Source organism: Rathayibacter sp. AY1F4 (assembly GCF_002931775.1).
Taxonomy (GTDB): domain Bacteria; phylum Actinomycetota; class Actinomycetes; order Actinomycetales; family Microbacteriaceae; genus Rathayibacter.
On record NZ_PSVE01000007.1, the window covers coordinates 69,036 to 89,900 of the forward strand.

Sequence of the window (20,865 nt, forward strand, 5' to 3'; positions counted from 1 at the left end):
AGGGGATCTCCTGTGCTGGTTGGTGTCGGCGCCGGATGACGGTCGTCACGGGTCGATGTCGTCACGATGAGTACTCGTGGTCGGGGCGACAGGATTCGAACCTGCGACCTCCCGCTCCCAAAGCGGGCGCTCTAGCCAAGCTGAGCTACGCCCCGGATGCGCGGGCCTGGGCACCGTGCGTGAGACTCTCGTCGAGCCGTCCCCGCACGTGCGCTTGCGCGACACGCCGAAATGGCCTTCGCAAGTGTACTGCACCGCGGCAGCGGCGACCGGAACCGCGCGGCGGAGGAGGACCGGGGTGTCCACGGTGCACGCGCGATGTACTACGCTGTCCTGGTGCCCGGTCGAGAGACCCGGTCGCACCGGTTCGCGGACGTCAGACCGGCGATCCGGGGCTGTAGCTTAGTGGTAAAGCCTCTGTCTTCCAAACAGATGATGCGAGTTCGATTCTCGTCAGCCCCTCTCCTCTCGAAGAGCCCCGGATGTCCGGGGCTCTTCGTCGTTCCGAGGCGTTCCGGGCGTGCTCAGCCGACCGCGCCGCGGTGCTCCTCCGTCAGGGCGAGGTACGAGGCGGCGTTCCGGCGGATGCCCTCGCGCTCCTCCTCCGTCAGCTCCCGCCGGACCCTCCCGGGGACGCCCGCCACCAGCGAGCCCGGCGGGACGACCGTCCCCTCGAGGACGACGGCGCCCGCGGCGACCAGCGAGCCGGTGCCGACGACGGCCCCGTTCAGGACGGTCGCGCTCATGCCGACCAGCACGTCGTCCTCGAGGGTGCAGCCGTGCAGCACGGCGTTGTGCCCGACCGAGACTCCGGCGCCGATGACCGCGTCGTAGTCGGCGTCGACGTGGACGACGACGCCGTCCTGGAGGTTGCTGCCGGCTCCGAGCTCGATCCGCGCGTGCTCGGCGCGCAGGACGGCGCCGTACCAGACGCTCGCCCGCTCCCCCAGGCGCACGGAGCCGATCACGGTGGCGCCCGGAGCGACCCACGCGGTGTCGGCGATCTCCGGGGCGCGTCCCCCGGTCAGGGCGAGGACGCGGGCGCCCTCCGCAGGACTCGACGGCATCGGGTTCTCCTCTTCTCCGGTGGTCAGCGCCCGGCGCGCAGGAAGGCGAGGACCGCCAGCACCCGCCGGTGGTCGGAGCCCGAGTCCTCGAGCCCGAGCTTCTGGAAGATCGCGGTCACGTTCTTCTCCACGGCGCCCACGCCGACGAAGAGAGCGGAGGCGATGCCCGCGTTCGTGCGCCCCTGGGCCATCTGCTCCAGCACCTCCCGCTCCCGCGGGGTCAGCGAGGCGAGCGGGTCGCGGTTGCGCTGCAGGAGCGAGGCGACGACCTGCGGGTCGAGGACGGTTCCGCCCGCCGCGACGCGCTCGACGGCGTCGCGCAGCTCCTCCACGGAGGCGACCCGGTCCTTCAAGAGGTAGCCGAGTCCGCCGTCGCCGGAGCCGAGCAGCTCCTGCGCGTAGGTGACCTCGACGTACTGGCTGAGCAGGAGGACCGACACCTGCGGGTAGCGCCGGCGGATCTCCAGCGCCGCGCGGACGCCCTCGTCGCGGAAGGTCGGCGGCATCCGGACGTCGAGCACGGCGACGTCGACGCCGACCGGGTCCCGCGCCAGATCGGCGAGCAGGGCGTCCGCGTCCCCGAAGGCGCCGACGGTGGCGAACCCCGCGTCCTCGAAGAGGCGGACCAGGCCCTCGCGCAGGAGGACCGAGTCCTCGGCGATGGCGACGCGGATCACGGGCACGCCCTCAGGATAGGGCGGCCGGGCGGTAGGGGACGTGCACCCCGACCGTGGTCGGCCCGCCGACCGGCGACTCCACGCTCAGGATCCCGCGCAGGCCCCGGACGCGCCCGCCGACCCCCTCGAGACCGTGACCGGCGACCGGCGACGCCCCGCCGACTCCGTCGTCGACCACCCAGGCGTCGAGCCAGCGCTCCCCCGGAGTGCCGGAGTCGCGGGTGTCGAGATGCACCCGCACCGATCGGGCACCGGAGTGCTTAGAGACGTTGGCGAGCAGCTCGGCGACGACGAAGTAGACGCTGCGCTCGACCTCGGGCGGCACGTCCGCCACGGGGTGCTCGGTGAGGACCTCGACCGGCACCGGGCTGAGCTCGGCGAGCGAGTGCACCGCCGCCTCGAAGCCCCGGTCCTGCAGGATCGGCGGCGCCACTCCGCGGGAGAGGGCGCGCAGCTCGTCGAGCGCGGCGCGCACGTGCTCGCGAGCCTCGTCGACCAGGCGGGCGGCAGACTCCGGGTCGGCGGCGAGTCGGTTGCGGGCCGAGGCCAGGTCCATCTGGACCCGGATCAGGCGCTGCTGCGGGCCGTCGTGGATGTCGCGCTCGAGCCGGCGCAGCGCGCGGTCCTCGGCGGCGACGGCTGCGCCGCGGGAGGCGCTCAGCTCGGCGACCTCGCGCTGGAGCGCCTCCGACTCCCACGGGCCGAGTAGGAGACGGTCGACCAGCCAGTGCAGGAGGGAGAGACCGCGGGTGGCGAACGGCAGGGTCGAGACGAAGAGGACGGTCGTGGCGACTGTCGCCGCGGCGACCAGTCCCGCCGGAGGCTGCGGGGCGCCCAGCAGAGCAGCTCCGTTCTCCGCCAGCAGGCGGGCCGGACCGGGGGCCCCCGTGAGCGCGGCGGCCACCGTGCCCGGGCCCGCCCAGGTCCACAGCGCCAGGAGCAATCCTGACAGCAGCGCGAGCACCGGAGCCACGACGAGCGTGTGCAGGAGAGCGAGCCAGTAGTGCCCGTCGATCACCGGACCGTAGAGGGCGAAGGTCGACGGAGTGACGGAGGAAGGCGGTCGCCGCCACTGCGGCCGGGGGACGGCGGGCCGTCCGGCCAGCACGTCGAGGCCGACGGCGGCCCGCGAGAAGAAGCGCGCCGTGTAGAGGGCGGCGGGCAGGAACACCAGGCCGATCAGGACTCCGACGAGCCCGAGCGCGACGGCCAGCGCGACGCCGGCGCAGAAGGCGCCGAGGAGCGCGACCGGGATCGCGGCCACCAGCGCGAGCACCTCCCGAGGCAGTCCGCGCCAGAGCCGGAGGTAGGCGCGCGAGGCCTCGCCGAGGGCCGTCGATGCTCCGCTCATCCGCGCCTCCTGTCCGCTCCCGCCGCCGCCGCGACCCGGTCGAGCGTACCGGCGGCACGGCTCCGGGCACCCGGGGGGAAGCCCCCGTGACGCCCCTCGGCGACAGAGGTGAGCCTGTCCTTCACCGGACTGAGCCGAGCCTGCGCTTCCTTGCAGCGCCGAGGGATCTGCGTACTGTTGACGATCAGTCACCCCCTCTCGAAAGGACCAGACGATGTCCACCACGTCCGTCACGTCGCTCACCTCGTCGAACCCGGATGTCGCATCCGGAGTCGCCCAGTTCCTCAGCCCCGTCGTCGTCGAGATGACCGCGCTCGCCGTCAACGGCAAGCAGGCGCACTGGCACGTCCGCGGCGCCAACTTCATCGGCGTCCACGAGCTGCTCGACGCGATCGTCGGCCGCGCCATCGAGTGGGCCGACCTCGCCGCGGAGCGCGTCGTCGCCCTCGGCCTCCCGGTCGACGCCCGCATCCAGACCGTCGCCTCGGCGACGCAGTCCGAACCCCTCACCCCCGGCTTCCAGCGCTCCGAGAACGCGATCGTCGAGATCATCCGCCAGATGGACGTCGCCATCGCGACCGTCAACACGGCGATCGCCGAGCTCGCCGAGATCGACGCGAGCAGCCAGGACGTCGCGATCGAGATCGGCCGCGGCCTCGAGAAGGACCGCTGGTTCCTCTTCGCCCACGTCAGCGAGAGCTGAGCACCACGCCTCGACCGGCCCGCCGATCCTCGGATCCCGCGGGCCGTCGTCGTTCCCGGGCCCGTCCGCGCGATCCGGAGCGGCCGGTGTCGCGACGGGCGCGGGTCAGCCGCCGTGCGTGAAGCGGCCCGCCAGGAGGGTCGCGGCGACCGGCATGGATCGGAGGGCTCCCGCGTCGGCGGCGAGCGGATCGCGGTCGACCACCACGAGATCGGCGGGATCGCCGGCCGCGGGCGTGAGCCGGCGCACCCGGGTCGAGGCGACGATCGCCTCCTCGACGCTCACCCGCTGCTCCGGATGCCAGGGCTCGTCGCCGGGCATCGCCCGCGCGACCGCGGCGGAGATCGCGACCCACGGGTCGAGCGGAGCGACCGGAGCGTCCGAGCCGAGCACCACGCGGGCCCCGGAGTCGAGCAGCGAGCGCAGCGGGAACGCCCGGCCGGTGCGTCCCGGCCAGTACCGCTCCGCCACCTCGCGGTCGTCGAGCGCGTGCGCGGGCTGCACTCCGGCCTCCACGCCGAGCGCGGCGAACCGCGGAAGGTCGGTCTCCGCGAGCAGCTGAGCGTGCTCGATGCGGCCCCCGCCGACCCGGCCGAGCGCGTCCAGAGCCAGCGTCGCCGCGGCGTCTCCGATCGCGTGCACGGTGGAGCGGATGCCCCCGGCGGCCGCGCGGCCGAGCAGCTCGTCCAGCTCAGCGGGCTCCACGGTGAGGACGCCGTAGCCGTCGTGGTCGGCGTAGGGGTGGGCGCAGTAGGCGGTCCTCGTGTTGAGGGAGCCGTCGATCAGGACCTTGAGCGGGCCCATCCGCAGCAGGCCGTCACCGCCGTCGAGCTCGTCGCCCGTGCGCAGTCCTTCCGCGAGGGCGCGTTGGAGGTGGTCGCGGTAGACGCCGGTGTCGACGCGGAGAGAGCGTGTTCCGCCGTCGACGCGACGGGGCCAGTCCCCCGCGTTCCAGCGCATCTCGAGGTCGACGACGCCGACCACCCCGCGAGCCGCAGCCCGCCGGGCCGCCGCGTCGGCGAGCGCGTCGAGCTCGTCGTCGCCGAGGGCTCCGAGTGCGGTGACGAGCTCGAAGCAGGCGTCCTCGCGCAGCAGCTCGGGCTCGGGAGCGACGGCGTAGCGCCGGTACGCGGCGGAGTTCAGCCAGGCGCAGTGCAGGTCGCCGCTGATCAGCACGACGGGCCGTTCCGGAGAGACCTCGTCCAGGAGCGCGGTCGTGGGCGGCTCCGGCCAGAGGCCGTCGCGGAAGCCGAAGCCGATCAGCGTGCCGGTACCGGACTCCTCCGCCAGGCGACGTCGGACCGCGTCCGCCGTCCCGCGGGCCGAGTCCGCCGACGAGACGTCCAGGCGCGGGGCCGTCATCGCCCACTGGGAGAAGTGGACGTGCTCGTCCCAGAGGCCGGGGAGCACCCAGCGCCCGTCGAGGTCGCGCACCTCGTCGCCCGGGGCGGCGGCGGCGTCCGGTCCGACCGCTTCCACGCGGCCGTCGCGCAGGAGCACGGCACCGGGTCGGGACGAGCCGAGGAGGCGGGCGCCCCGGAGCAGGAGACCGCCGGTCATCGGGCGGCCTCGCGGAGCGCGGGGCGGACGGCTCGGCGGGCGCGGGACCGGGCAGGCGTCTCTCCACCGGCGCTCACGACTGGCACACCGGGCACCAGTAGAGCTTGCGCGCGCCGATCTCCTCGAGCAGCACGTTCGTGCCGCAGACCCGGCAGGGCAGGCCCTCGCGCTTGTAGACGTAGTTGCGCTCGGCGCGGCTGCGGACGGCTTTCGAGCGCTCGGTCTTCGTCAGGCCGCGGCGCGTGATCATCATCCCGGTCCGGATGCCGTCCTCGAGCAGGTCCGCCCAGTCCCGCCACAGCTCCTGTGCGAGCTCCAGCGGCACCTGCTTGCCGGGAGTGTGCGGGTCGAGGCCGGCGCGGTAGAGCAGCTCCGCCCGGTAGATGTTGCCGATGCCGCTGACCACGGACTGGTCCATCAGCACCAGCCCGACCGGCGTCGCCGTCCTGCGGAGCCGGTTCACGAAGCGGTCGCGCGCCTCGCCGGAGTCGTCGTCGGCCGGATCCGGACCGAGGCGGGCGAGGAGGGCCTCCACCTGGGCGGGGTCCATCACCTCGCAGGCGGTGGGGCCGCGCAGGTCGGCGACCGTCTCCTCCGTCATGATGCGCACGCGCACCGCGCCCACGGGCGGCGGCGGGAACTCGTCGAGATCGGAGTCGGTCTCGTGCTCCGTCTCGGAGAGGCGCACGGCGCGGCGGCGCCGGGGAGCGCCGATGCTGCTGCCGGCCTTCCCGTCCGGGAACAGCGGCGAGACGTGCCCGAGGAAGTCCCACGCGCCGTAGAGGCCGAGGTGGACGTGCAGCGTCAGGTCGCCCTCGAAGCGCAGCAGCAGGTGCTTGCCGACGGCCGTGGACTCGAGGACCTCGCGCCCGTCGAGGAGCGCGGCTCCCTCGGTGAAGCGGCCCTGGGGGCTGCTGGTCGCGACGCGGTGCCCGACGACGTCGCGCTCGAACTGCAGGGCGATCCGGTGGACGGAGTGCCCCTCGGGCACTCAGCGCTCCTTCGCGGCGGAGTCGACGACCCAGCCGGCGATGTCGCCGGTGGCCTCGTACTCGGCGAGCTGCGCGATGCGGCGCACGTGCCGCTCCTCGAAGGTGAAGGGCTCGGCGACGAACGCGTCGATGAAGCCGGTGGCCTCCTCGACGGAGTGCTGGCGGGCCCCGATCGAGATGACGTTCGCGTCGTTGTGCTGGCGGGCCAGCACGGCGGTGCTCAGGTTCCAGACGAGCGCCGCGCGCACGCCCGCGACCTTGTTCGCCGCGATCTGCTCGCCGTTGCCCGAGCCGCCGAAGACGACGCCGAGGGCCTCGACCCCCGCCTCCTGATCGCGGACGACCGCGGCGGCGGCGTTGACGCAGAAGGACGGGTAGTCGTCCAGCGGGTCGTAGGACGTGGGGCCGTGGTCGATCACGTCGTGACCGGCGGCGCCGAGGTGCTCGATCAGGTGACGGCTGAAGTCCAGCCCTGCGTGGTCCGTGGCGATGTGGATGCGCACGAGAGAACTCCTCCGGAAGAGCCGTCTGGGGCCCGCGGTGCCCGGGCCGGGAGCCAGAGTACCGCGGGTCGGCTCAGTCGAACTGCGGGTCGCGGGTCCGCGAGCGCTTGAGCTCGAAGAAGCCGTCGAAGGAGGCGGCGGCGACGATGCCGTCCCAGAGGGTCAGCGCCTGCTCGCCCCTCGGGATCGGCGAGATGACGGGGCCGAAGAAGGCGACGTCGCCGATCGCGATGACCGGGGTGCCGACGTCCTGGCCGACCCGCTCGATCCCGTCGAAGTGGGAGGCGCGCATCGGCTCGTCGTACTCGTCCGAGTCGGCGTGGGCGGCGAGCTCCGCGGGCAGGCCGAGCTCGGCGAGCGACTCGGCGATCACCGCGTCGACGTCGGTGCGCCCGCCCGGGTGGATCCGGGTGCCGAGCGCGTCGTAGAGAGGCTTCACGTGCTCGCGGCCCTCGCGCTCGGCGACGGCGGCGACCAGGCGCGTGTAGCGCAGCGCGCGCGGGAGGAAGGCGCGGTACGAGTCGTCCACGTCCTTGTCCTCGTTGAGGACGGCGAGGCTCATGATGTGCCACTGCACGTCGAGGTCGCGCGCGGGGGTCACCTCGTCCACGAATCGCGAGGTCATCCAGGCCCACGGGCAGGAGGGGTCGAACCAGAAGTCCACAGAGGTCATGGGGACACGCTACGCCGCTCGCCGGGGCCGCGTCCGCGCTCCCCGGCGGCTCCGCAGGATCGGCGCCACGGGGCTCCACGGCGGGTCCCGGCAGCTCTAGGGTGGATCGGCGGCGCCCGCACCCCGGCGCCCGCGGCAGCGCCCGAGACGAACGGATGGAGCACCCCCGTGCCAGGAGACAACCTCACCCGGAGCGAGGCGCAGGAGCGCGCCTCGCTGATCCAGGTCCACGACTACGACATCGCCCTCGACCTGACCCGGGGAGCCGAGACCTTCCTCAGCACGACCACGGTGCGCTTCTCCGCCACCGAGGGCGCCTCGAGCTTCATCGACGCCGTCACGGGCACGGTCCACTCCGTCACCCTCAACGGCGCGGAGCTCGACCCCGCCGACGTCGCCGACGGCGTCCGCATCCGCCTCGACGCCCTGGCCGCGGACAACGAGCTCACCGTCGTCGCCGACGCGCTCTACACCAACACGGGCGAGGGCCTGCACCGCTTCGTCGACCCCGTCGACGGCGAGGTGTACCTGTACTCGCAGTTCGAGGTGCCCGACTCCCGCCGCGTCTTCGCGGTGTTCGAGCAGCCGGACCTCAAGGCCGAGTTCCGCTTCACCGTCACCGCGCCCGCGCAGTGGCAGGTCGTGTCGAACCAGCCCACTCCCGAGCCGGTCCCGGCGGGCGAGGGGATCGCGACCTGGAGCTTCGAGCCCACCCCGCGCATCTCCTCCTACATCACGGCCCTCGTCGCCGGACCCTACGTGGTCGAGACCGACTCGCTCGTCTCCTCCGACGGCCGGACCATCCCGCTGGGGGTCTTCGCCCGGGCCTCGCTCGCGCCCTTCCTCGACGCCGACTACGTGTTCGAGAAGACGAAGCAGGGCTTCGCCTTCTACGAGGAGAAGTTCGGCGTCCCGTACCCGTTCGCGAAGTACGACCAGCTGTTCGTCCCCGAGTTCAACGCCGGCGCGATGGAGAACGCGGGAGCGGTGACCTTCACCGAGACCTACGTGTTCCGCTCGAAGGTGACGGATGCGATCAAGGAGCGCCGGGTCGTCACGATCCTCCACGAGCTCGCCCACATGTGGTTCGGCGACCTGGTCACGATGAAGTGGTGGAACGACCTCTGGCTCAACGAGTCGTTCGCCGAGTACGCCTCCACCCTCGCCACCGCGGAGGCGACGGAGTGGACCGAGGCGTGGACCACCTTCGCCGCAATGGAGAAGAGCTGGGCCTACCGCCAGGACCAGCTGCCCTCGACCCACCCGATCGTCGCGACGATCAACGACCTCGAGGACGTCCAGGTCAACTTCGACGGCATCACGTACGCCAAGGGCGCCTCGGTGCTCAAGCAGCTCGTCGCGTGGGTCGGCGAGAAGGAGTTCCTCGCCGGCGTCCACGAGTACTTCGTCAAGCACGCCTTCTCGAACACGGAGCTGCGCGACCTGCTGGTCGAGCTGGAGGCCACCAGCGGGCGCGACCTCACCGAGTGGTCGGCGCAGTGGCTCGAGACGGCCGGCGTGAACACGCTCCGCCCCGAGATCGCGGTCGACGAGAGCGGAGCGATCGCGTCCTTCGCGATCCTGCAGACCGCGGTCGAGGAGTACCCGACGATCCGCCCGCACCGCCTGGCGATCGGCCTGTACGACTTCAAGGGCGAGCGCCTCGTCCGCGTCGAGCGCCTCGAGCTGGACGTCGACGGGGAGCGCACCGAGGTGCCCGAGCTGATCGGCCGCACCCGTCCGGCGCTCGTGCTGCTCAACGACGACGACCTCGCCTACGCGAAGGTCCGCCTCGACGACGCCTCGCTCGCCGTGGCCGTCGAGCACCTCGCGAGCATCGACAGCCCCCTGGCCCGCTCGCTGGTCTGGGGCTCGGTCTGGGACTCGACCCGCGACGCCGAGTCGGCGCCGCGCGACTTCGTCCGCCTCGTCCTGGGCAACGTCGCGACCGAGACCGAGTCGACGACCCTGCGGACGGTGCTCAATCAGCTCGTCGCCACCGCCACCCAGTACGTCGCTCCGGAGTACCGGGCCGAGGTCGTCGAGGAGGCGGGCGATCAGCTGTGGACGCTCGCGCAGAGCGCCGAGCCGGGCAGCGACGCGCAGTTCCAGTTCGTGAAGTTCTTCGCCGCGATCGCGTCCACCCCGGCGCACCTCGAGGCCGTGCAGGCGCTGCTCGACGGCTCCACCGCCCTCGGCGGCCTCGACATCGACACCGACCTCGGCTGGGAACTGCTGATCGCTCTCGTCGCCGGCGGGCGGGCCGGTGCGGACGACATCGACGCGGCGCTCGCCTCGGACAACACGGCGACCGGCCAGCAGTCGGCCGCGCACGCCCGTGCCGCACTGCCGACCGCGGAGGCGAAGCGCGCGGCGTGGGACTCCGTCACGGCCGACGACTCGGCACCGAACACGATCGTCCGCTCGACGGGCCTGGGCTTCCAGCGCGCCGCCGACCCGCGCCTGCTCGACGCGATGGTCCCGGTCTACTTCGACGCCCTCCGCACCCTCTGGGAGTCGAAGAGCTACAAGATCGCCGAGTACCTGGTCGTCGGCTTCTACCCGGCCGCCACGCCCTCGCAGGAGATCGTCGACGCCACCCGCGCCTGGCTCGACGCGAACCCGGAGGTCCCGGCGCTGCGCCGACTCGTGATCGAGAACCTGGCCGGCGTGGAGCGTGCGCTCCGCGCCCAGGAGCGCGACACCCGGGGCTGACAGTGAGCCGCCCGGTCCCCCGGCGCTCGGCGCTGCGGGACCGGGCGGCTCTCCCCGCTCCCGGCGCCTACCGCTGCGGGACCGAGCGGCGCTCCGGCCCGTCGTAGGCGGACAGCGGCCGGATGAGCGCGTTCGCGCCCCGCTGCTCGATCACGTGGGCCGTCCAGCCCACCACCCGCGCGGCGACGAACAGCGGAGTGAAGATCCCGGTGTCGAAGCCCATCAGCCGGTAGGCGGGGCCGGACGGGTAGTCGAGGTTCGGCAGGATGCCCGTCCGCTCGGCCATCGCCGCGGCCAGAGCGTCGTACAGCTCCATCATCTCGCCGGCCCCCTCGTGCTCGGCGAGCCGCCGGAGAGCGGCGTCCATGGTCGGCACCCGCGAGTCGCCCGACTTGTAGACCCGGTGGCCGAACCCCATGACCTTCCGGCGCTGCCCGAGAGCCTCGGCGAGCCACTCGCGGGACCGCCGGTCCGCCTCCGGTCCGGTGCCGACCTCGTCGAGCACGTGCAGCACGGCCTCGTTCGCCCCGCCGTGGAGCGGTCCCTTGAGCGCTCCCACGGCGGCGGTCACGGCGGAGTGGACGTCCGACAGCGTCGACGTCACGACGCGGGCCGTGAAGGTCGAGGCGTTGAAGGAGTGCTCGGCGTAGAGCACCAGCGAGACGCGCAACGCGTCGACGACGACCGGCTCCGGCACCTCGCCGAAGGTCGTCCAGAGGAAGTTCTCGGAGTAGTCGAGGTCGTCGCGCGGCTCGATCGGCTCGAGGCCGCGCAGGCGGCGCTGGGCGTAGGCGACGATCGCCGGCAGTGCCGCCCAGAGCCGCACGGAGCGCTCCAGCACGGCCTCGGCAGCGTCGGCGTCCGGATCCTCCTCGAGCGCGCCCAGGACGCTCACCGCCGTCCGCACCACGTCCATCGGGTGCGCCGACAGCGGCAGCAGGTCGATCACGGTCCGCACTTCGGGGGCCAGGGCGCGGTGGGCCCGCTCCACGGCGGCCAGCCCGGCCGCCTCCTCCGCAGTGGGGAGCTCGCCGTGCCAGAGCAGCCAGGCCACGTCCTCGAACGAGGTCCCCGCCGCGAGCTCCTGCACGGGGTAGCCGCGGTAGAGCAGCGAGTTCGACGCCGGGTCGACCTTCGAGACGGCCGTCGTGTCGACGACGACCCCCACGAGTCCCTTGCGGATGTCCTGATCGGTCGTGCTCATCCTTCGCTCCTTCGCGAGAGGCGGGCGGCGGCGCCGGGGAGCGCCGCCGGTTCGTGCGGGTCGGCGCGCTCAGGCGCCGTAGTGGTCGGCGAGCGAGAAGTCGAAGACGCCCTCGTCGAAGCGGCTGTACGAGGCGTAGTCGAGGAGCTCGTAGAGCTCGGCGCGCGTCTGCATGCCCGGGACCTCCGAGCGGAGCGACCCCTCCGCCTTGAGGGCGTCGAGCGCCCGCATCGCGGCGCCCATCGCGATCCGGAGCAGCGAGACCGGGTGGATCACGACGTTCACGCCGACGTCGGCGAGCTGCTGCGCGGTGAACAGCTCGCTCTTGCCGAACTCGGTCATGTTGGCGAGGATCGGCACGTCGATCGCGGCGCGCACGGCCTCGAACTCGGACAGGTCGCGCATCGCCTCGGGGAACACTGCGTCGGCTCCGGCGTCGACGAGGCGCTTGGCGCGGTCGATCGCGGCCGGCAGGCCGTCGAGGGCGCGGATGTCGGTGCGGGCCATGATCACCAGGTCGGAGTCGCGGCGCGCGTCGACGGCCGCCGCGATCCTCCGCACCGAGGTCGCCTCGTCGACGACCGCCTTGCCGTCGAGGTGCCCGCAGCGCTTGGGGTTCACCTGGTCCTCGATGTGCAGCCCCGCGACTCCGGCGTCCTCGAGCATCTGCACCGTGCGCGCGACGTTCAGCGGCTCACCGAAGCCGGTGTCCGCGTCGACGAGGACCGGCAGGTCGGTCAGGCGCGCGATCTGCTGCGAGCGGCCGGCCACCTCGCTGAGCGTGGTGAGCCCGATGTCCGGCAGCCCCAGCTCGGCCGAGAGCACGGCGCCCGAGACGTAGATCCCGTCGAAGCCCTTCGCCTCGATGAGGCGCGCGGAGAGCGGAGTGAACGCGCCGGGCAGCTGCAGCAGCTCGCCCGAGGCGAGGCGCTCGCGGAAGAGGCGGCGCTTCTCGGCGGGAGTCCGGGTGGAGTGGAGCATCGGGCGTCCTTCCCAGGGCGGTGTCCGGGTCCGAGCGGACCCGCCTCGAATCTATACGCGCGCGGGGCTCGTGCACCCGTCTCGGAGGGAGGCGTCCCGTAGCCTGGAGCGGTCATGCTGCTTCTTCAGACCTCCACCCCGGACCCTGTCGCCGCCACCGTCTCCTTCTTCGAGTCCGAGCCCTTCTGGAAGGTGGTCGCGATCCTCGGGATCGTGCTGGGCGCGCTGCTGGTGCGCGTCATCGCCCACTTCGTGATCGGCCGCGTCGTCGATCAGATCGTGTCGGGAGTGAAGCGCCGCCAGCGCGTCGAGGACACCCAGTCGATCGCCGCATCGCCGCTCGCGGCCGTGCGGGTGGTGCAGCGCACGCGCACGCTCGGGTCGATCCTCAACAACCTGAGCTCGATCCTGATCGTCGTCATCGCCCTGGTCATGGTCGTGACGACGATCGACAAGGACCTCATCGGCTCCTTCGCCCTGCTAACGGCCGCCCTCGGCGCGGGCCTCGGCTTCGGCGCGCAGAACATCGTCAAGGACGTCCTGAACGGGCTGTTCATGGTCGCGGAGGACCAGCTCGGGGTCGGCGACGTCGTCGACACCGGGCAGGCGACGGGCGTGGTCGAGTCGGTCGGCGTCCGGGTGACGCAGATCCGCGATGTCAACGGCACCCTCTGGTTCGTCCGCAACGGCGAGATCGTCCGGGTCGGGAACATGTCGCAGGGCTGGTCGCGCGTCATCGTCGATCTGGCCGTGCCTTACGAGACGGACCTCGAGCAGGTGCAGTCCACGGTCCTCGCGACCGCGAACGAGCTGGCGGCGAGCAGTCGCTGGCGGGCCCGGATCATCGACAAGCCCGAGCTCTGGGGCCTGGAGTCCATCGCCGACGACGCCCTGGTCATCCGGGTCGTGGTCAAGACCCGCACCACCGCCAAGGACGACGTCGCCCGCGAGCTGCGCCTGCGCCTGAAGAAGTCGCTCGACGCGCTCGACGTGAAGCTCCCCTCGCTGGCCACCGTCGTCCTCGAAGGCTTCGAGGGGGCGACGAGCGTCGGAGGCGCCAAGCCGCCGCGGACCACGCCCTCGCCCACGATCAGCACCGAGCACGGCAAGCCCGTGCGGCTCCCCCGCGCGCTGCGGCGCGGGAGCGGGACGCCGCCCTTGGACGGCGGCGGCACCTCCGGCCCGACGGGAGCGCGCTCGTGAGCGGCCTGCAGATCGGCGGCACGCCTCCGCTGCGCAGCTTCTGGGAGCACATCGGCGGCCGGCCGACGTTCGAGCGACTGGTCCGCCGCTTCTACGAGGGCGTCCGCGAGGACGAGGTCCTCTGGCCGATGTACCCCGAGCACGACCTCGAGGGCGCGATCCAGCGGCTGACCGGCTTCCTCGAGCAGTACTGGGGCGGGCCGGGCACCTACAGCGAGGAGCGCGGCCACCCGCGCCTGCGGATGCGGCACCAGCCCTTCCGGATCAACCCCGAGGCCCGCGACCACTGGCTCCAGCACATGCGGACGGCCGTCGACGATCTCGAGCTCGCTCCGGCCGACGACGCCCTGCTCTGGGACTACCTGGAGCGCGCCGCCCACGCGATGGTGAACACCTTCGAGGAGTAGCCGCTCAGCCCGGGGTGCGGACCAGCACGTGTCCGCGCCGTGAGGTGAGGCGGCGCCAGGCGCCGCTCTCGAGCAGGGCGACCGGGTCGTCGGCGCCGAGGAACCCGAGCGCGAAGAGGGCGAACGCCGCTCCCGCCGGGACGTCCTCGAGGCCGTCGAGCGGGCGGCCCCAGACGCTCGACCGCACGCGGCCGACGATCTGCTCGCCCGTCTCGGAGCCGACGGCCGCCGCGATCTCGTCGATCCCCTCGCGCGCGACGCGCTCCAGGAAGCCCGGGTCCACGGGCTCGCGCCGGGTCCAGCCGCCGCGGGGCGGGGAGACGCCCGCCCAGGGTCCCGCCGTCGCGTCGTCGCCGTCGGGCAGCACGACCGGCTTTCCGTCCGCTCCGCCCGGCTCCCACTGCAGGCGGGCGAGGCGGTCCGACAGCGCACGGATCGGCATGACCCGGTCGAAACCGGCGGGCTCGTCGAGCGCGAAGACGCGCAGGCCCAGCACGGTCGCGGAGCGGTCGAGCAGACCGCGGGGCTGGAGGATCGGCGTGTAGGCGGCCAGCACGTGGTCGTCGGCGAGGAGCCGGACCGCACCGTCCTCGACCCGGGCCGAACGGCCGAGGAAGACGCGCAGATCCGACAGGCTGGGCGGATCCGCCAGGGAGAAGGACGAACTCATCGCGTCGATAAACTTACCCGAGGCCGCTCGCCCCACCGCCCGACACCCCGGAGGTACCGTGCCCGATCCCCTGTCCTCGTTCCTCACCGCGCTCGACCTGACGGACACCGGCGCCCGCACCAGCGAGGACATCTCGACGGGTCCCTCGCAGTGGATGCCCGAGGGGCGGGTCTTCGGCGGCCAGGTCCTCGCGCAGTCGCTCATCGCGGCCGGTCGCACCGTCGAGGGGCGCTCCGTGCACTCGATGCACGGGTACTTCCTCCGCCCCGGGGACGTCTCCCTGCCGATCACGTTCTCGGTCGACCGGATCCACGACGGCCGCTCCTTCTGCACGCGGCGGACGCAGGCCTACCAGAACGGACGCCCCATCCTCTCGATGATCGCCTCGTTCCAGACCGAGGACGAGGGTCTCGACCACCAGGCGCCGATGCCGGAGGGGATCCCCGACCCGGAGTCGCTGCCGAGCACCGCTGAGATCCTCGCGGGGATCGACCACCCGGTCGGCAGCTTCTGGGCCACGCAGCGCCCCTTCGACGTGCGGCACGTCGAGCAGCCGGTGTACCTCCGGGCCGACCCCGAGCGGGTCGCGCACCAGAGCGTGTGGATGCGCTCGCTCGGATCGCTGCCGGACGATCCGATGCTGCACCGCGCCGCCCTCGCCTACGCGAGCGACTACACGATCCTCGAATCCACGCTCCGCCGGCACGGTGCGGCGTGGACGACGCCCGGCCTGCGGATCGCGAGCCTCGACCACGCGATGTGGTGGCACCGCCCCGCGCGCGTGGACCAGTGGCTCCTCTACGTGCAGGAGGCGCCGAGCGCGTCCGGCGGACGCGGACTCTCGCTCGGGCGCATCTACACGCAGGAGGGCGTGCTCGTGGCGAGCGTCGCCCAGGAGGGCATGGTCCGCGTCCCCCTGGGCTGAGCTCAGCCCCGCTTCGAGAAGGTGATGGGCTCCTCGACGTAGGGGCCCCACGCCTCGCGGAGCTCCTCCGGGATGCGCTGGGGCCTGCCCGTCGCGGCGGTGACCAGCACCAGAGTGGTGGCCGCCTTCGTGAAGAGCACCCGCGGGACGACGCCGGCGGGCGAGTAGAGCTCGTAGCAGACCTCGAGGCTCGCCCCGCCGATCCGCCCGATCCACAGCTCCACGTCGATCGGCGCGCGCATGTACGGGATCGGCGCGAGGTACTCGATCTCCTGCCGGGCGATGAGGCTGATCGACTCGGCACCCGGCCGTGCGTCGAGCACCGCCGTCGCCATCCCGCCGGGCTGCGGCGAGTCCGGCTTCCAGAACGCCTGAATGCGCGCCTCCTCGAGCAGGCGCAGCATCTCGGCGTTGTTCACGTGCGCGTAGGCGTCGAAGTCCGACCAGCGCAGCGGGATGGCGACGTGCAGGCGCATCAGTCGCGGGTGAGCTTGCGGTACGCGGAGCGGTGCGGCTTCGCCGCGTCCGGGCCGAGGCGCTCGATCTTGTTCTCCTCGTACGCCTCGAAGTTGCCCTCGAACCAGTACCAGTTGGCCGGATCCTCCTCGGTGCCCTCGTAGGCGAGTATGTGGGTCGCGATCCGGTCGAGGAACCACCGGTCGTGCGTGATGACCACGGCGCAGCCCGGGAACTCGAGGAGCGCGTTCTCGAGGCTGCCCAGGGTCTCGACGTCCAGGTCGTTGGTGGGCTCGTCGAGCAGGAGCAGGTTGCCGCCCTGCTTGAGCGTCAGCGCGAGGTTGAGGCGGTTCCGCTCGCCGCCGGAGAGGACGCCGGCCTTCTTCTGCTGGTCCGGGCCCTTGAAGCCGAACTGCGAGACGTAGGCGCGGGAGGGGATCTCGGTCTTCCCGACGGTGATGTAGTCGTGCCCGTCGGAGACGACCTCCCACAGGTTCTTCTGCGGATCGATGCCGCCGCGGCTCTGGTCGACGTAGGAGATGTCGACCGTCTCGCCGATCTTCAGGTCGCCCGAGTCGAGCGGCTCGAAGCCGACGATCGTCTTGAAGAGCGTGGTCTTGCCGACGCCGTTCGGGCCGATGACGCCGACGATGCCGTTGCGGGGCAGCGTGAAGCTGAGGTCGTCGATGAGGACGCGCTCGCCGAACTGCTTGTGCAGCTTCTTCGCGTCGATGACCTGGGAGCCCAGACGGGGGCCCACTGGGATGACGATCTCCTCGAAGTCGAGCACGCGCGTCTTCTCGGCCTCGGCCGCCATCTCCTCGTAGCGCGCCAGGCGCGCCTTCGACTTGGCCTGACGGCCCTTGGCGTTGCTGCGCACCCAGTCGAGCTCGGTGGTGAGCCGTTTGGCGAGCTTGGCGTCCTTCTTGCCCTGGACCTCCAGGCGGGCGCTCTTCTTCTCGAGGTACGTGGAGTAGTTGCCCTCGTAGGGGTAGAGGTGTCCGCGGTCGACCTCGGCGATCCACTCCGCGACGTTGTCGAGGAAGTACCGGTCGTGGGTGACGGCGAGCACGGCGCCGGGGTACTTCGAGAGGAACTGCTCGAGCCAGAGCACGCTCTCGGCGTCGAGGTGGTTGGTGGGCTCGTCGAGCAGCAGCAGGTCGGGCTTCTGCAGGAGGAGCTTGGTGAGCGCCACGCGGCGCTTCTCGCCACCCGAGAGGTTGGTGACGAGGGAGTCCCCCGGCGGGGTGCGCAGCGCGTCCATCGCCTGCTCCAGCTGCGAATCCAGGTCCCAGGCGTCGGCGGCGTCGATCGCCTCCTGCAGGGTCCCCATCTCGGCGAGGAGGCTGTCGAAGTCGGCGTCCGGGTCGGCCATCGCGAGGGAGATCTCGTTGAAGCGGTCGATCTTGCCCTTGATCTCGCCCACGCCCTCCTGGACGTTCTCGAGGACCGTCTTGGTCTCGTCGAGCTCGGGCTCCTGCATCAGGATGCCGACGGTGTAGCCCGGGCTGAGCCGCGCCTCGCCGTTGCTCGGCGTGTCCAGCCCCGCCATGATCTTCAGGATCGTCGACTTGCCGGCGCCGTTCGGCCCCACAACGCCGATCTTCGCTCCCGGCAGGAACGACATGGTGACGTCGTCCAGGATCAGCTTGTCGCCGACCGCCTTCCGCGCGCGCACCATCGAGTAGATGTATTCAGCCATGCCCAGTCCTCAAGTCCGTCGGTCTGCGCGGAGTCGGGTCGCCCGCCGGTCCCTGCTCCGCGCGGAGGCGCTGACGGAGGCTCGGACCGGGGCGGGACGCCGGGCCCCGGCCGACGCGGAGCGCAGGCCGCGGGACCGTCCGCACCAGTCGAGGATAACGGGAACTCGCCGGTCCGCGTCGGAGGGAGCGTCTCAACGCGGACCGCCCTCCGCTCCGGCCGGGCCGGTGGGGAGGGCGGATCGCGTCAGCGGCCGACGGTGCGGATCAGCTGCAGGGCGTCAGGCGCTCCACCGCCTCGGACAGCGTGTCCGTGCTGCCGAGCAGGATCACCTGCGTCGCCTTGGACGCGGAGATGTCGGCGAGGACCGCCCGGGGCACGCAGGTGGGCTGGACCGCGAAGAGCGGGCTCCCGGTGTAGCCCGCCGCCGTGGCTCCGGCCAGGGCGTCGGGGAACTTCTCACCGGTCGCGAGGTAGACGGTCGTCGCCGAGGTGAAGGCCGCCTTGTTCAGCTTCTCCGAGGTGTCGTACCGGTCGGTCCCGCCGATGCGGGTGATCACCGGGCCCGTGATCGAGCGCTCGATGCCGGCGCTGACCGAGAGCGAGGAGCCCGCGATGGTCAGCGTCCTGATCTTGAGGCCGCTGATGATCTGCTGGGTGAGGGGGTCCACCGTGGAGCCGGTTCCGTTGGTCAGCACCACCGGAGCGTCCTTCGCGCCGGCCGCGGCGCTGGCGCTCAGAGCGTCGGGGAACTTCTCGCCCGTCGCCAGCCAGGCCCTCGAGGAGCCGGCGGGGAAGGCGTACTGGAGGATCTTCTTCGACGTGTCGTAGCGGTCGACTCCGCCGAGGCGCGTGATGTTCCTGTTCGTCGCGTACCCGGCCAGGTCGCTGTAGACCTGGCTGCCGACGCTGAGCTCGGAGCCGACGACGACGATCTTCGCGGGCTTGAGACGCGTCAGCTCGGTGCGGACGACCTGGCTCATCGAGTCGCGGTCGACCAGGAGCAGCGGCCCGCCCGCCTTGGCCGCGGCGGGTCCGGCGCTGAGCGCGTCCGGGAAGTTCTGCCCGGTGGCGACGTAGACGACTGGGACGTTCGCCGGGAAGGTGCGCTTGGACACCTCGACCGCGGTGCCCTGACGGTCGGTGCCCGAGATGCGCGAGACGACCGGCGAGCCGGCGGGCGGGGCCGTCGGCGTGGCGGTCGGCGTGGGCGTGACCGGAGGAGTGGTCGGAGTCGGCGTGACCGGCGGGGTGGTCGCGGTGGCCGTCGGGGTCGGCGTGACCGGCGGGGTGGTGGCTCCGCCTCCCGTCACACGGACCGCGGCGTCCGACGTGATGGTCGCTCCGCGGGGCTGGTCCACCCTGCCGTTGCTGACGCCGGTGACCTGGACGAGGCTGTTGACGCGGTCCTTGTAGGCGTCGTAGGCGCTCGAGGGGATCGTGACGGTGACCTTGGACTGGTCGCTGTCCGCACTCACCTGGGCGGGGATCCGCTCGGTCCTGCTCGGACCGACGTAGGCGGCGAGACCCTGGAGGTCGTAGAAGCCGGGCTGGCTCGTCTCGAGGACGACGGTGTCGCCGCCCTTGACCTCCGGTAGTTCGGCGGCGCTGCTGTACGCGAAGTAGGCGGCGCTGCGCTGCAACGTCTGCGCGGTTCCGCTGAGATCGACCCTGCCGACGCCGCCGCTGCCGGAGGCTCCGGCGACGGAGAGGGTGGCCGATGTGGTCAGCTCGTAGCCGCTGTCGACCGGCTGGCCGATCGGCTCCCGGGGGGTCTTGACGGGCTGCTTCTGCGCCGTGATCTGGAGAGCGACGGTCCCACCGCCGAAGGAGGCGAGGGGCTGCTTCAGCTCGATGCGGAAAGAGCGGCTACCAGAGGCGAGGTTCACCGTCCCGGCGAGGTCGTAGTCGCCTATCGCCCAGTTGTAGGTCGTGAACGCCGGATACGTGCCCGTCGGCCGAGCGGAATCGGACAGCGTGACGTCGAGCCCGGTGACGTCGCCCGCGACCGGGGCGACCTGGGCTGCCGAGAACGTCTCGGTAGTCGACCAGTTGTAGGGGCTGACCAGCGCGGTCATGCGGCTCTCTGCGGCGGCGGCCGCTCCGGCTCCGGTCGTCACTCCCAGGACGACGGCCGCTGTGCTCGCGACCGCGATGGCGGTGCGCATCCACCTCGCTCGCGTCGGCGTCTGCGGACGGGATGTGGTCATGGCGAGTTCCCCCTCGTCGTGGTCCTCGTGCCGAGCGCTCCCGTCGGCACGTCCGTCCCGGTACCCCCGCTGGGGCACACGTGTCGGCCAGGGCAGCCTAACCGTGCGGAGCGGACTCCCGGGGAGGGCAGGCCGGCGTCGATCGCCCCTCCACCGACGGTCCCAGCCGGAGGAGACGGCGCCGATCCTCCTCTCCGCACCGCTCGCAGTGGTCCCCCGGCGGTGCGGGACGGTTTCCCCGCTCTCTCGCGATCGGGAGGCGTGGAGGCATGTCGAGGATCCCTTCCTCCTTCTCGACCCCGACCGGGGCACATGACGGGGCGTCTCGTCTCGAGCGTCGCCGGGTCAGCCGTCGATCGGGACGGTCCGGCCGACCAGGCAGGCGCCGGTCGCGATCGGTGCCGCGATCACCGCCCGCACCCCGCCGCTCTTCGGGCCGTACTGGCCGATGAGGCACGACTCACCGAGCTTGACGGACACCTGCACCGAGTCCGCGTCGAGTCCGACCGAGGTCTCGTCGGCCGTCAGCTGCATCGACTCGCGGGAGAACCCCGCCGCGACGAGCGCGTCGACCACACTGGAGCCGCTCACCTCCGGATCGGGCTCGGCCGCCGCGCGAAGGGTCTGCTCGAACACGGGGAGGTTCTGCTCCGTCGTCCCGCCCGGCACGAAGGCGACGGGTGCGGTGGACTCCGCCGGTGCCGGCGCCTCGGCCGCGGAGGAGGACACCACGGGGTCCGGCGCCGACGGCGACGTGCAGCCGGAGAGGCAGACGGCGAGACCGCCGAGCACGAGCGCGATGCGGGCCGCTCGGTTCCGTGTCACGCCCGGCTCCTCCCGACCGGGACGGCTCTCGCTCCGGTCCCC

Annotated in this window: 19 protein-coding genes and 2 tRNA genes; 6 read left to right on the forward strand and 15 right to left on the reverse strand. The window is 72.3% G+C overall.

The window, feature by feature from the left end; translation table 11 throughout:
- Positions 1-77 precede the first annotated feature (77 nt).
- Positions 78-155: transfer RNA gene (locus tag C5C59_RS05965), tRNA-Pro, on the reverse strand.
- A gap of 236 nt (positions 156-391) precedes the next feature.
- Here C5C59_RS05965 and C5C59_RS05970 point away from each other — a divergent pair.
- A tRNA-Gly gene (locus tag C5C59_RS05970) sits at positions 392-462 on the forward strand.
- 62 nt (positions 463-524) lie between these two features.
- On the opposite strand, the gene C5C59_RS05975 is transcribed toward C5C59_RS05970, so the two are convergent.
- The 3 genes from C5C59_RS05975 to C5C59_RS05985 are packed head-to-tail and all read right to left on the reverse strand — an operon-like array spanning position 525 to position 3,095.
- Entirely contained in the window at positions 525-1,067 is a 543-nt protein-coding gene (locus C5C59_RS05975) for a gamma carbonic anhydrase family protein (protein ID WP_104238559.1), read from the reverse strand.
- A 23-nt stretch (positions 1,068-1,090) separates the two neighbouring features.
- Positions 1,091-1,750: a response regulator transcription factor gene (locus tag C5C59_RS05980; protein ID WP_104238558.1), complete on the reverse strand. Its 660-nt coding sequence runs from the start codon at positions 1,748-1,750 to the stop codon at positions 1,091-1,093.
- Positions 1,751-1,754: 4 nt separating this feature from the next.
- Positions 1,755-3,095, reverse strand: a complete 1,341-nt coding sequence (locus C5C59_RS05985; protein WP_104238557.1) for a histidine kinase — start codon at positions 3,093-3,095, stop codon at positions 1,755-1,757.
- Positions 3,096-3,309: 214 nt separating this feature from the next.
- Between C5C59_RS05985 and C5C59_RS05990 the strand changes: the two genes are divergently transcribed.
- Positions 3,310-3,798 (forward strand): Dps family protein, encoded by a 489-nt coding sequence (locus C5C59_RS05990; RefSeq protein WP_104226731.1) that lies wholly within the window; start codon positions 3,310-3,312, stop codon positions 3,796-3,798.
- 105 nt (positions 3,799-3,903) lie between these two features.
- Here C5C59_RS05990 and C5C59_RS05995 read toward each other — a convergent pair whose 3' ends face one another.
- From C5C59_RS05995 to C5C59_RS06010, 4 genes are all read right to left on the reverse strand, one after another.
- The gene (locus tag C5C59_RS05995) at positions 3,904-5,358 is read right to left on the reverse strand and encodes an amidohydrolase (RefSeq protein WP_104238556.1); all 1,455 of its coding nucleotides are present in this window, start codon (positions 5,356-5,358) and stop codon (positions 3,904-3,906) included.
- A gap of 73 nt (positions 5,359-5,431) precedes the next feature.
- Positions 5,432-6,349 (reverse strand): Fpg/Nei family DNA glycosylase, encoded by a 918-nt coding sequence (locus C5C59_RS06000; protein WP_104238555.1) that lies wholly within the window; start codon positions 6,347-6,349, stop codon positions 5,432-5,434.
- On the reverse strand, positions 6,350-6,853 hold the full coding sequence (locus C5C59_RS06005; protein ID WP_104238554.1) for a ribose-5-phosphate isomerase: 504 nt from the start codon (positions 6,851-6,853) through the stop codon (positions 6,350-6,352).
- A gap of 73 nt (positions 6,854-6,926) precedes the next feature.
- A complete protein-coding gene (locus C5C59_RS06010) occupies positions 6,927-7,526 on the reverse strand; it encodes a DsbA family protein (RefSeq protein WP_104223701.1) in 600 nt (199 codons plus the stop codon).
- A 168-nt stretch (positions 7,527-7,694) separates the two neighbouring features.
- Here C5C59_RS06010 and pepN point away from each other — a divergent pair, with 168 nt between their 5' ends.
- On the forward strand, positions 7,695-10,241 hold the full coding sequence (gene pepN / locus C5C59_RS06015; RefSeq protein WP_104238553.1) for an aminopeptidase N: 2,547 nt from the start codon (positions 7,695-7,697) through the stop codon (positions 10,239-10,241).
- Between the two features lie 67 nt (positions 10,242-10,308).
- Here the strand turns inward: pepN and C5C59_RS06020 are convergent, their stop codons facing one another.
- Positions 10,309-11,445 (reverse strand): bifunctional 2-methylcitrate synthase/citrate synthase, encoded by a 1,137-nt coding sequence (locus C5C59_RS06020; protein ID WP_104238552.1) that lies wholly within the window; start codon positions 11,443-11,445, stop codon positions 10,309-10,311.
- A 69-nt stretch (positions 11,446-11,514) separates the two neighbouring features.
- Positions 11,515-12,426 (reverse strand): methylisocitrate lyase, encoded by a 912-nt coding sequence (prpB, locus tag C5C59_RS06025; protein ID WP_104223704.1) that lies wholly within the window; start codon positions 12,424-12,426, stop codon positions 11,515-11,517.
- A 114-nt stretch (positions 12,427-12,540) separates the two neighbouring features.
- On the opposite strand from prpB, the gene C5C59_RS06030 reads away from it, so the two are divergent.
- Together C5C59_RS06030 and C5C59_RS06035 are read left to right on the forward strand one after the other, a co-directional pair.
- Positions 12,541-13,629 carry a mechanosensitive ion channel family protein gene (locus C5C59_RS06030; protein ID WP_104238551.1) on the forward strand — a complete coding sequence of 363 codons (1,089 nt, stop codon included), beginning with the start codon at positions 12,541-12,543 and terminating at the stop codon, positions 13,627-13,629.
- Entirely contained in the window at positions 13,626-14,036 is a 411-nt protein-coding gene (locus tag C5C59_RS06035) for a globin (protein WP_279630823.1), read from the forward strand. The genes C5C59_RS06030 and C5C59_RS06035 overlap by 4 nt, the downstream gene beginning before the upstream one ends.
- A 4-nt stretch (positions 14,037-14,040) precedes the next feature.
- Here C5C59_RS06035 and C5C59_RS06040 read toward each other — a convergent pair whose 3' ends face one another.
- Positions 14,041-14,706 carry a hypothetical protein gene (locus tag C5C59_RS06040; RefSeq protein ID WP_104238550.1) on the reverse strand — a complete coding sequence of 222 codons (666 nt, stop codon included), beginning with the start codon at positions 14,704-14,706 and terminating at the stop codon, positions 14,041-14,043.
- Positions 14,707-14,764: 58 nt separating this feature from the next.
- On the opposite strand from C5C59_RS06040, the gene C5C59_RS06045 reads away from it, so the two are divergent.
- On the forward strand, positions 14,765-15,631 hold the full coding sequence (locus C5C59_RS06045) for an acyl-CoA thioesterase II (protein WP_258062617.1): 867 nt from the start codon (positions 14,765-14,767) through the stop codon (positions 15,629-15,631).
- 2 nt (positions 15,632-15,633) lie between these two features.
- Here the strand turns inward: C5C59_RS06045 and C5C59_RS06050 are convergent, their stop codons facing one another.
- From C5C59_RS06050 to C5C59_RS06065, 4 genes are all read right to left on the reverse strand, one after another.
- Positions 15,634-16,107 (reverse strand): thioesterase family protein, encoded by a 474-nt coding sequence (locus C5C59_RS06050; RefSeq protein ID WP_104223707.1) that lies wholly within the window; start codon positions 16,105-16,107, stop codon positions 15,634-15,636.
- Entirely contained in the window at positions 16,107-17,789 is a 1,683-nt protein-coding gene (gene ettA / locus C5C59_RS06055; RefSeq protein WP_104223708.1) for an energy-dependent translational throttle protein EttA, read from the reverse strand. The genes C5C59_RS06050 and ettA overlap by 1 nt, the downstream gene beginning before the upstream one ends.
- Positions 17,790-18,054: 265 nt before the next feature.
- Positions 18,055-19,998: a cell wall-binding repeat-containing protein gene (locus tag C5C59_RS06060; protein WP_104238549.1), complete on the reverse strand. Its 1,944-nt coding sequence runs from the start codon at positions 19,996-19,998 to the stop codon at positions 18,055-18,057.
- Between the two features lie 345 nt (positions 19,999-20,343).
- A complete protein-coding gene (locus tag C5C59_RS06065; protein WP_104238548.1) occupies positions 20,344-20,823 on the reverse strand; it encodes a DUF6993 domain-containing protein in 480 nt (159 codons plus the stop codon).
- Positions 20,824-20,865 lie beyond the last annotated feature (42 nt).

Bases quoted from the DNA above. Each gene is read 5' to 3' on its own strand.
- C5C59_RS05995 (WP_104238556.1), bottom strand. From the start codon at position 5,358: ATGACCGGCGGTCTCCTGCTCCGGGGCGCCCGCCTCCTCGGCTCGTCC.
- C5C59_RS05985 (WP_104238557.1), bottom strand. From the start codon at position 3,095: ATGAGCGGAGCATCGACGGCCCTCGGCGAGGCCTCGCGCGCCTACCTC.
- ettA (WP_104223708.1), bottom strand. From the start codon at position 17,789: ATGGCTGAATACATCTACTCGATGGTGCGCGCGCGGAAGGCGGTCGGC.
- C5C59_RS06020 (WP_104238552.1), bottom strand. From the start codon at position 11,445: ATGAGCACGACCGATCAGGACATCCGCAAGGGACTCGTGGGGGTCGTC.
- C5C59_RS05990 (WP_104226731.1), top strand. From the start codon at position 3,310: ATGTCCACCACGTCCGTCACGTCGCTCACCTCGTCGAACCCGGATGTC.
- C5C59_RS06040 (WP_104238550.1), bottom strand. From the start codon at position 14,706: ATGAGTTCGTCCTTCTCCCTGGCGGATCCGCCCAGCCTGTCGGATCTG.
- C5C59_RS06030 (WP_104238551.1), top strand. From the start codon at position 12,541: ATGCTGCTTCTTCAGACCTCCACCCCGGACCCTGTCGCCGCCACCGTC.
- C5C59_RS06060 (WP_104238549.1), bottom strand. From the start codon at position 19,998: ATGACCACATCCCGTCCGCAGACGCCGACGCGAGCGAGGTGGATGCGC.
- prpB (WP_104223704.1), bottom strand. From the start codon at position 12,426: ATGCTCCACTCCACCCGGACTCCCGCCGAGAAGCGCCGCCTCTTCCGC.
- C5C59_RS06050 (WP_104223707.1), bottom strand. From the start codon at position 16,107: ATGCGCCTGCACGTCGCCATCCCGCTGCGCTGGTCGGACTTCGACGCC.
- C5C59_RS06010 (WP_104223701.1), bottom strand. From the start codon at position 7,526: ATGACCTCTGTGGACTTCTGGTTCGACCCCTCCTGCCCGTGGGCCTGG.
- C5C59_RS05975 (WP_104238559.1), bottom strand. From the start codon at position 1,067: ATGCCGTCGAGTCCTGCGGAGGGCGCCCGCGTCCTCGCCCTGACCGGG.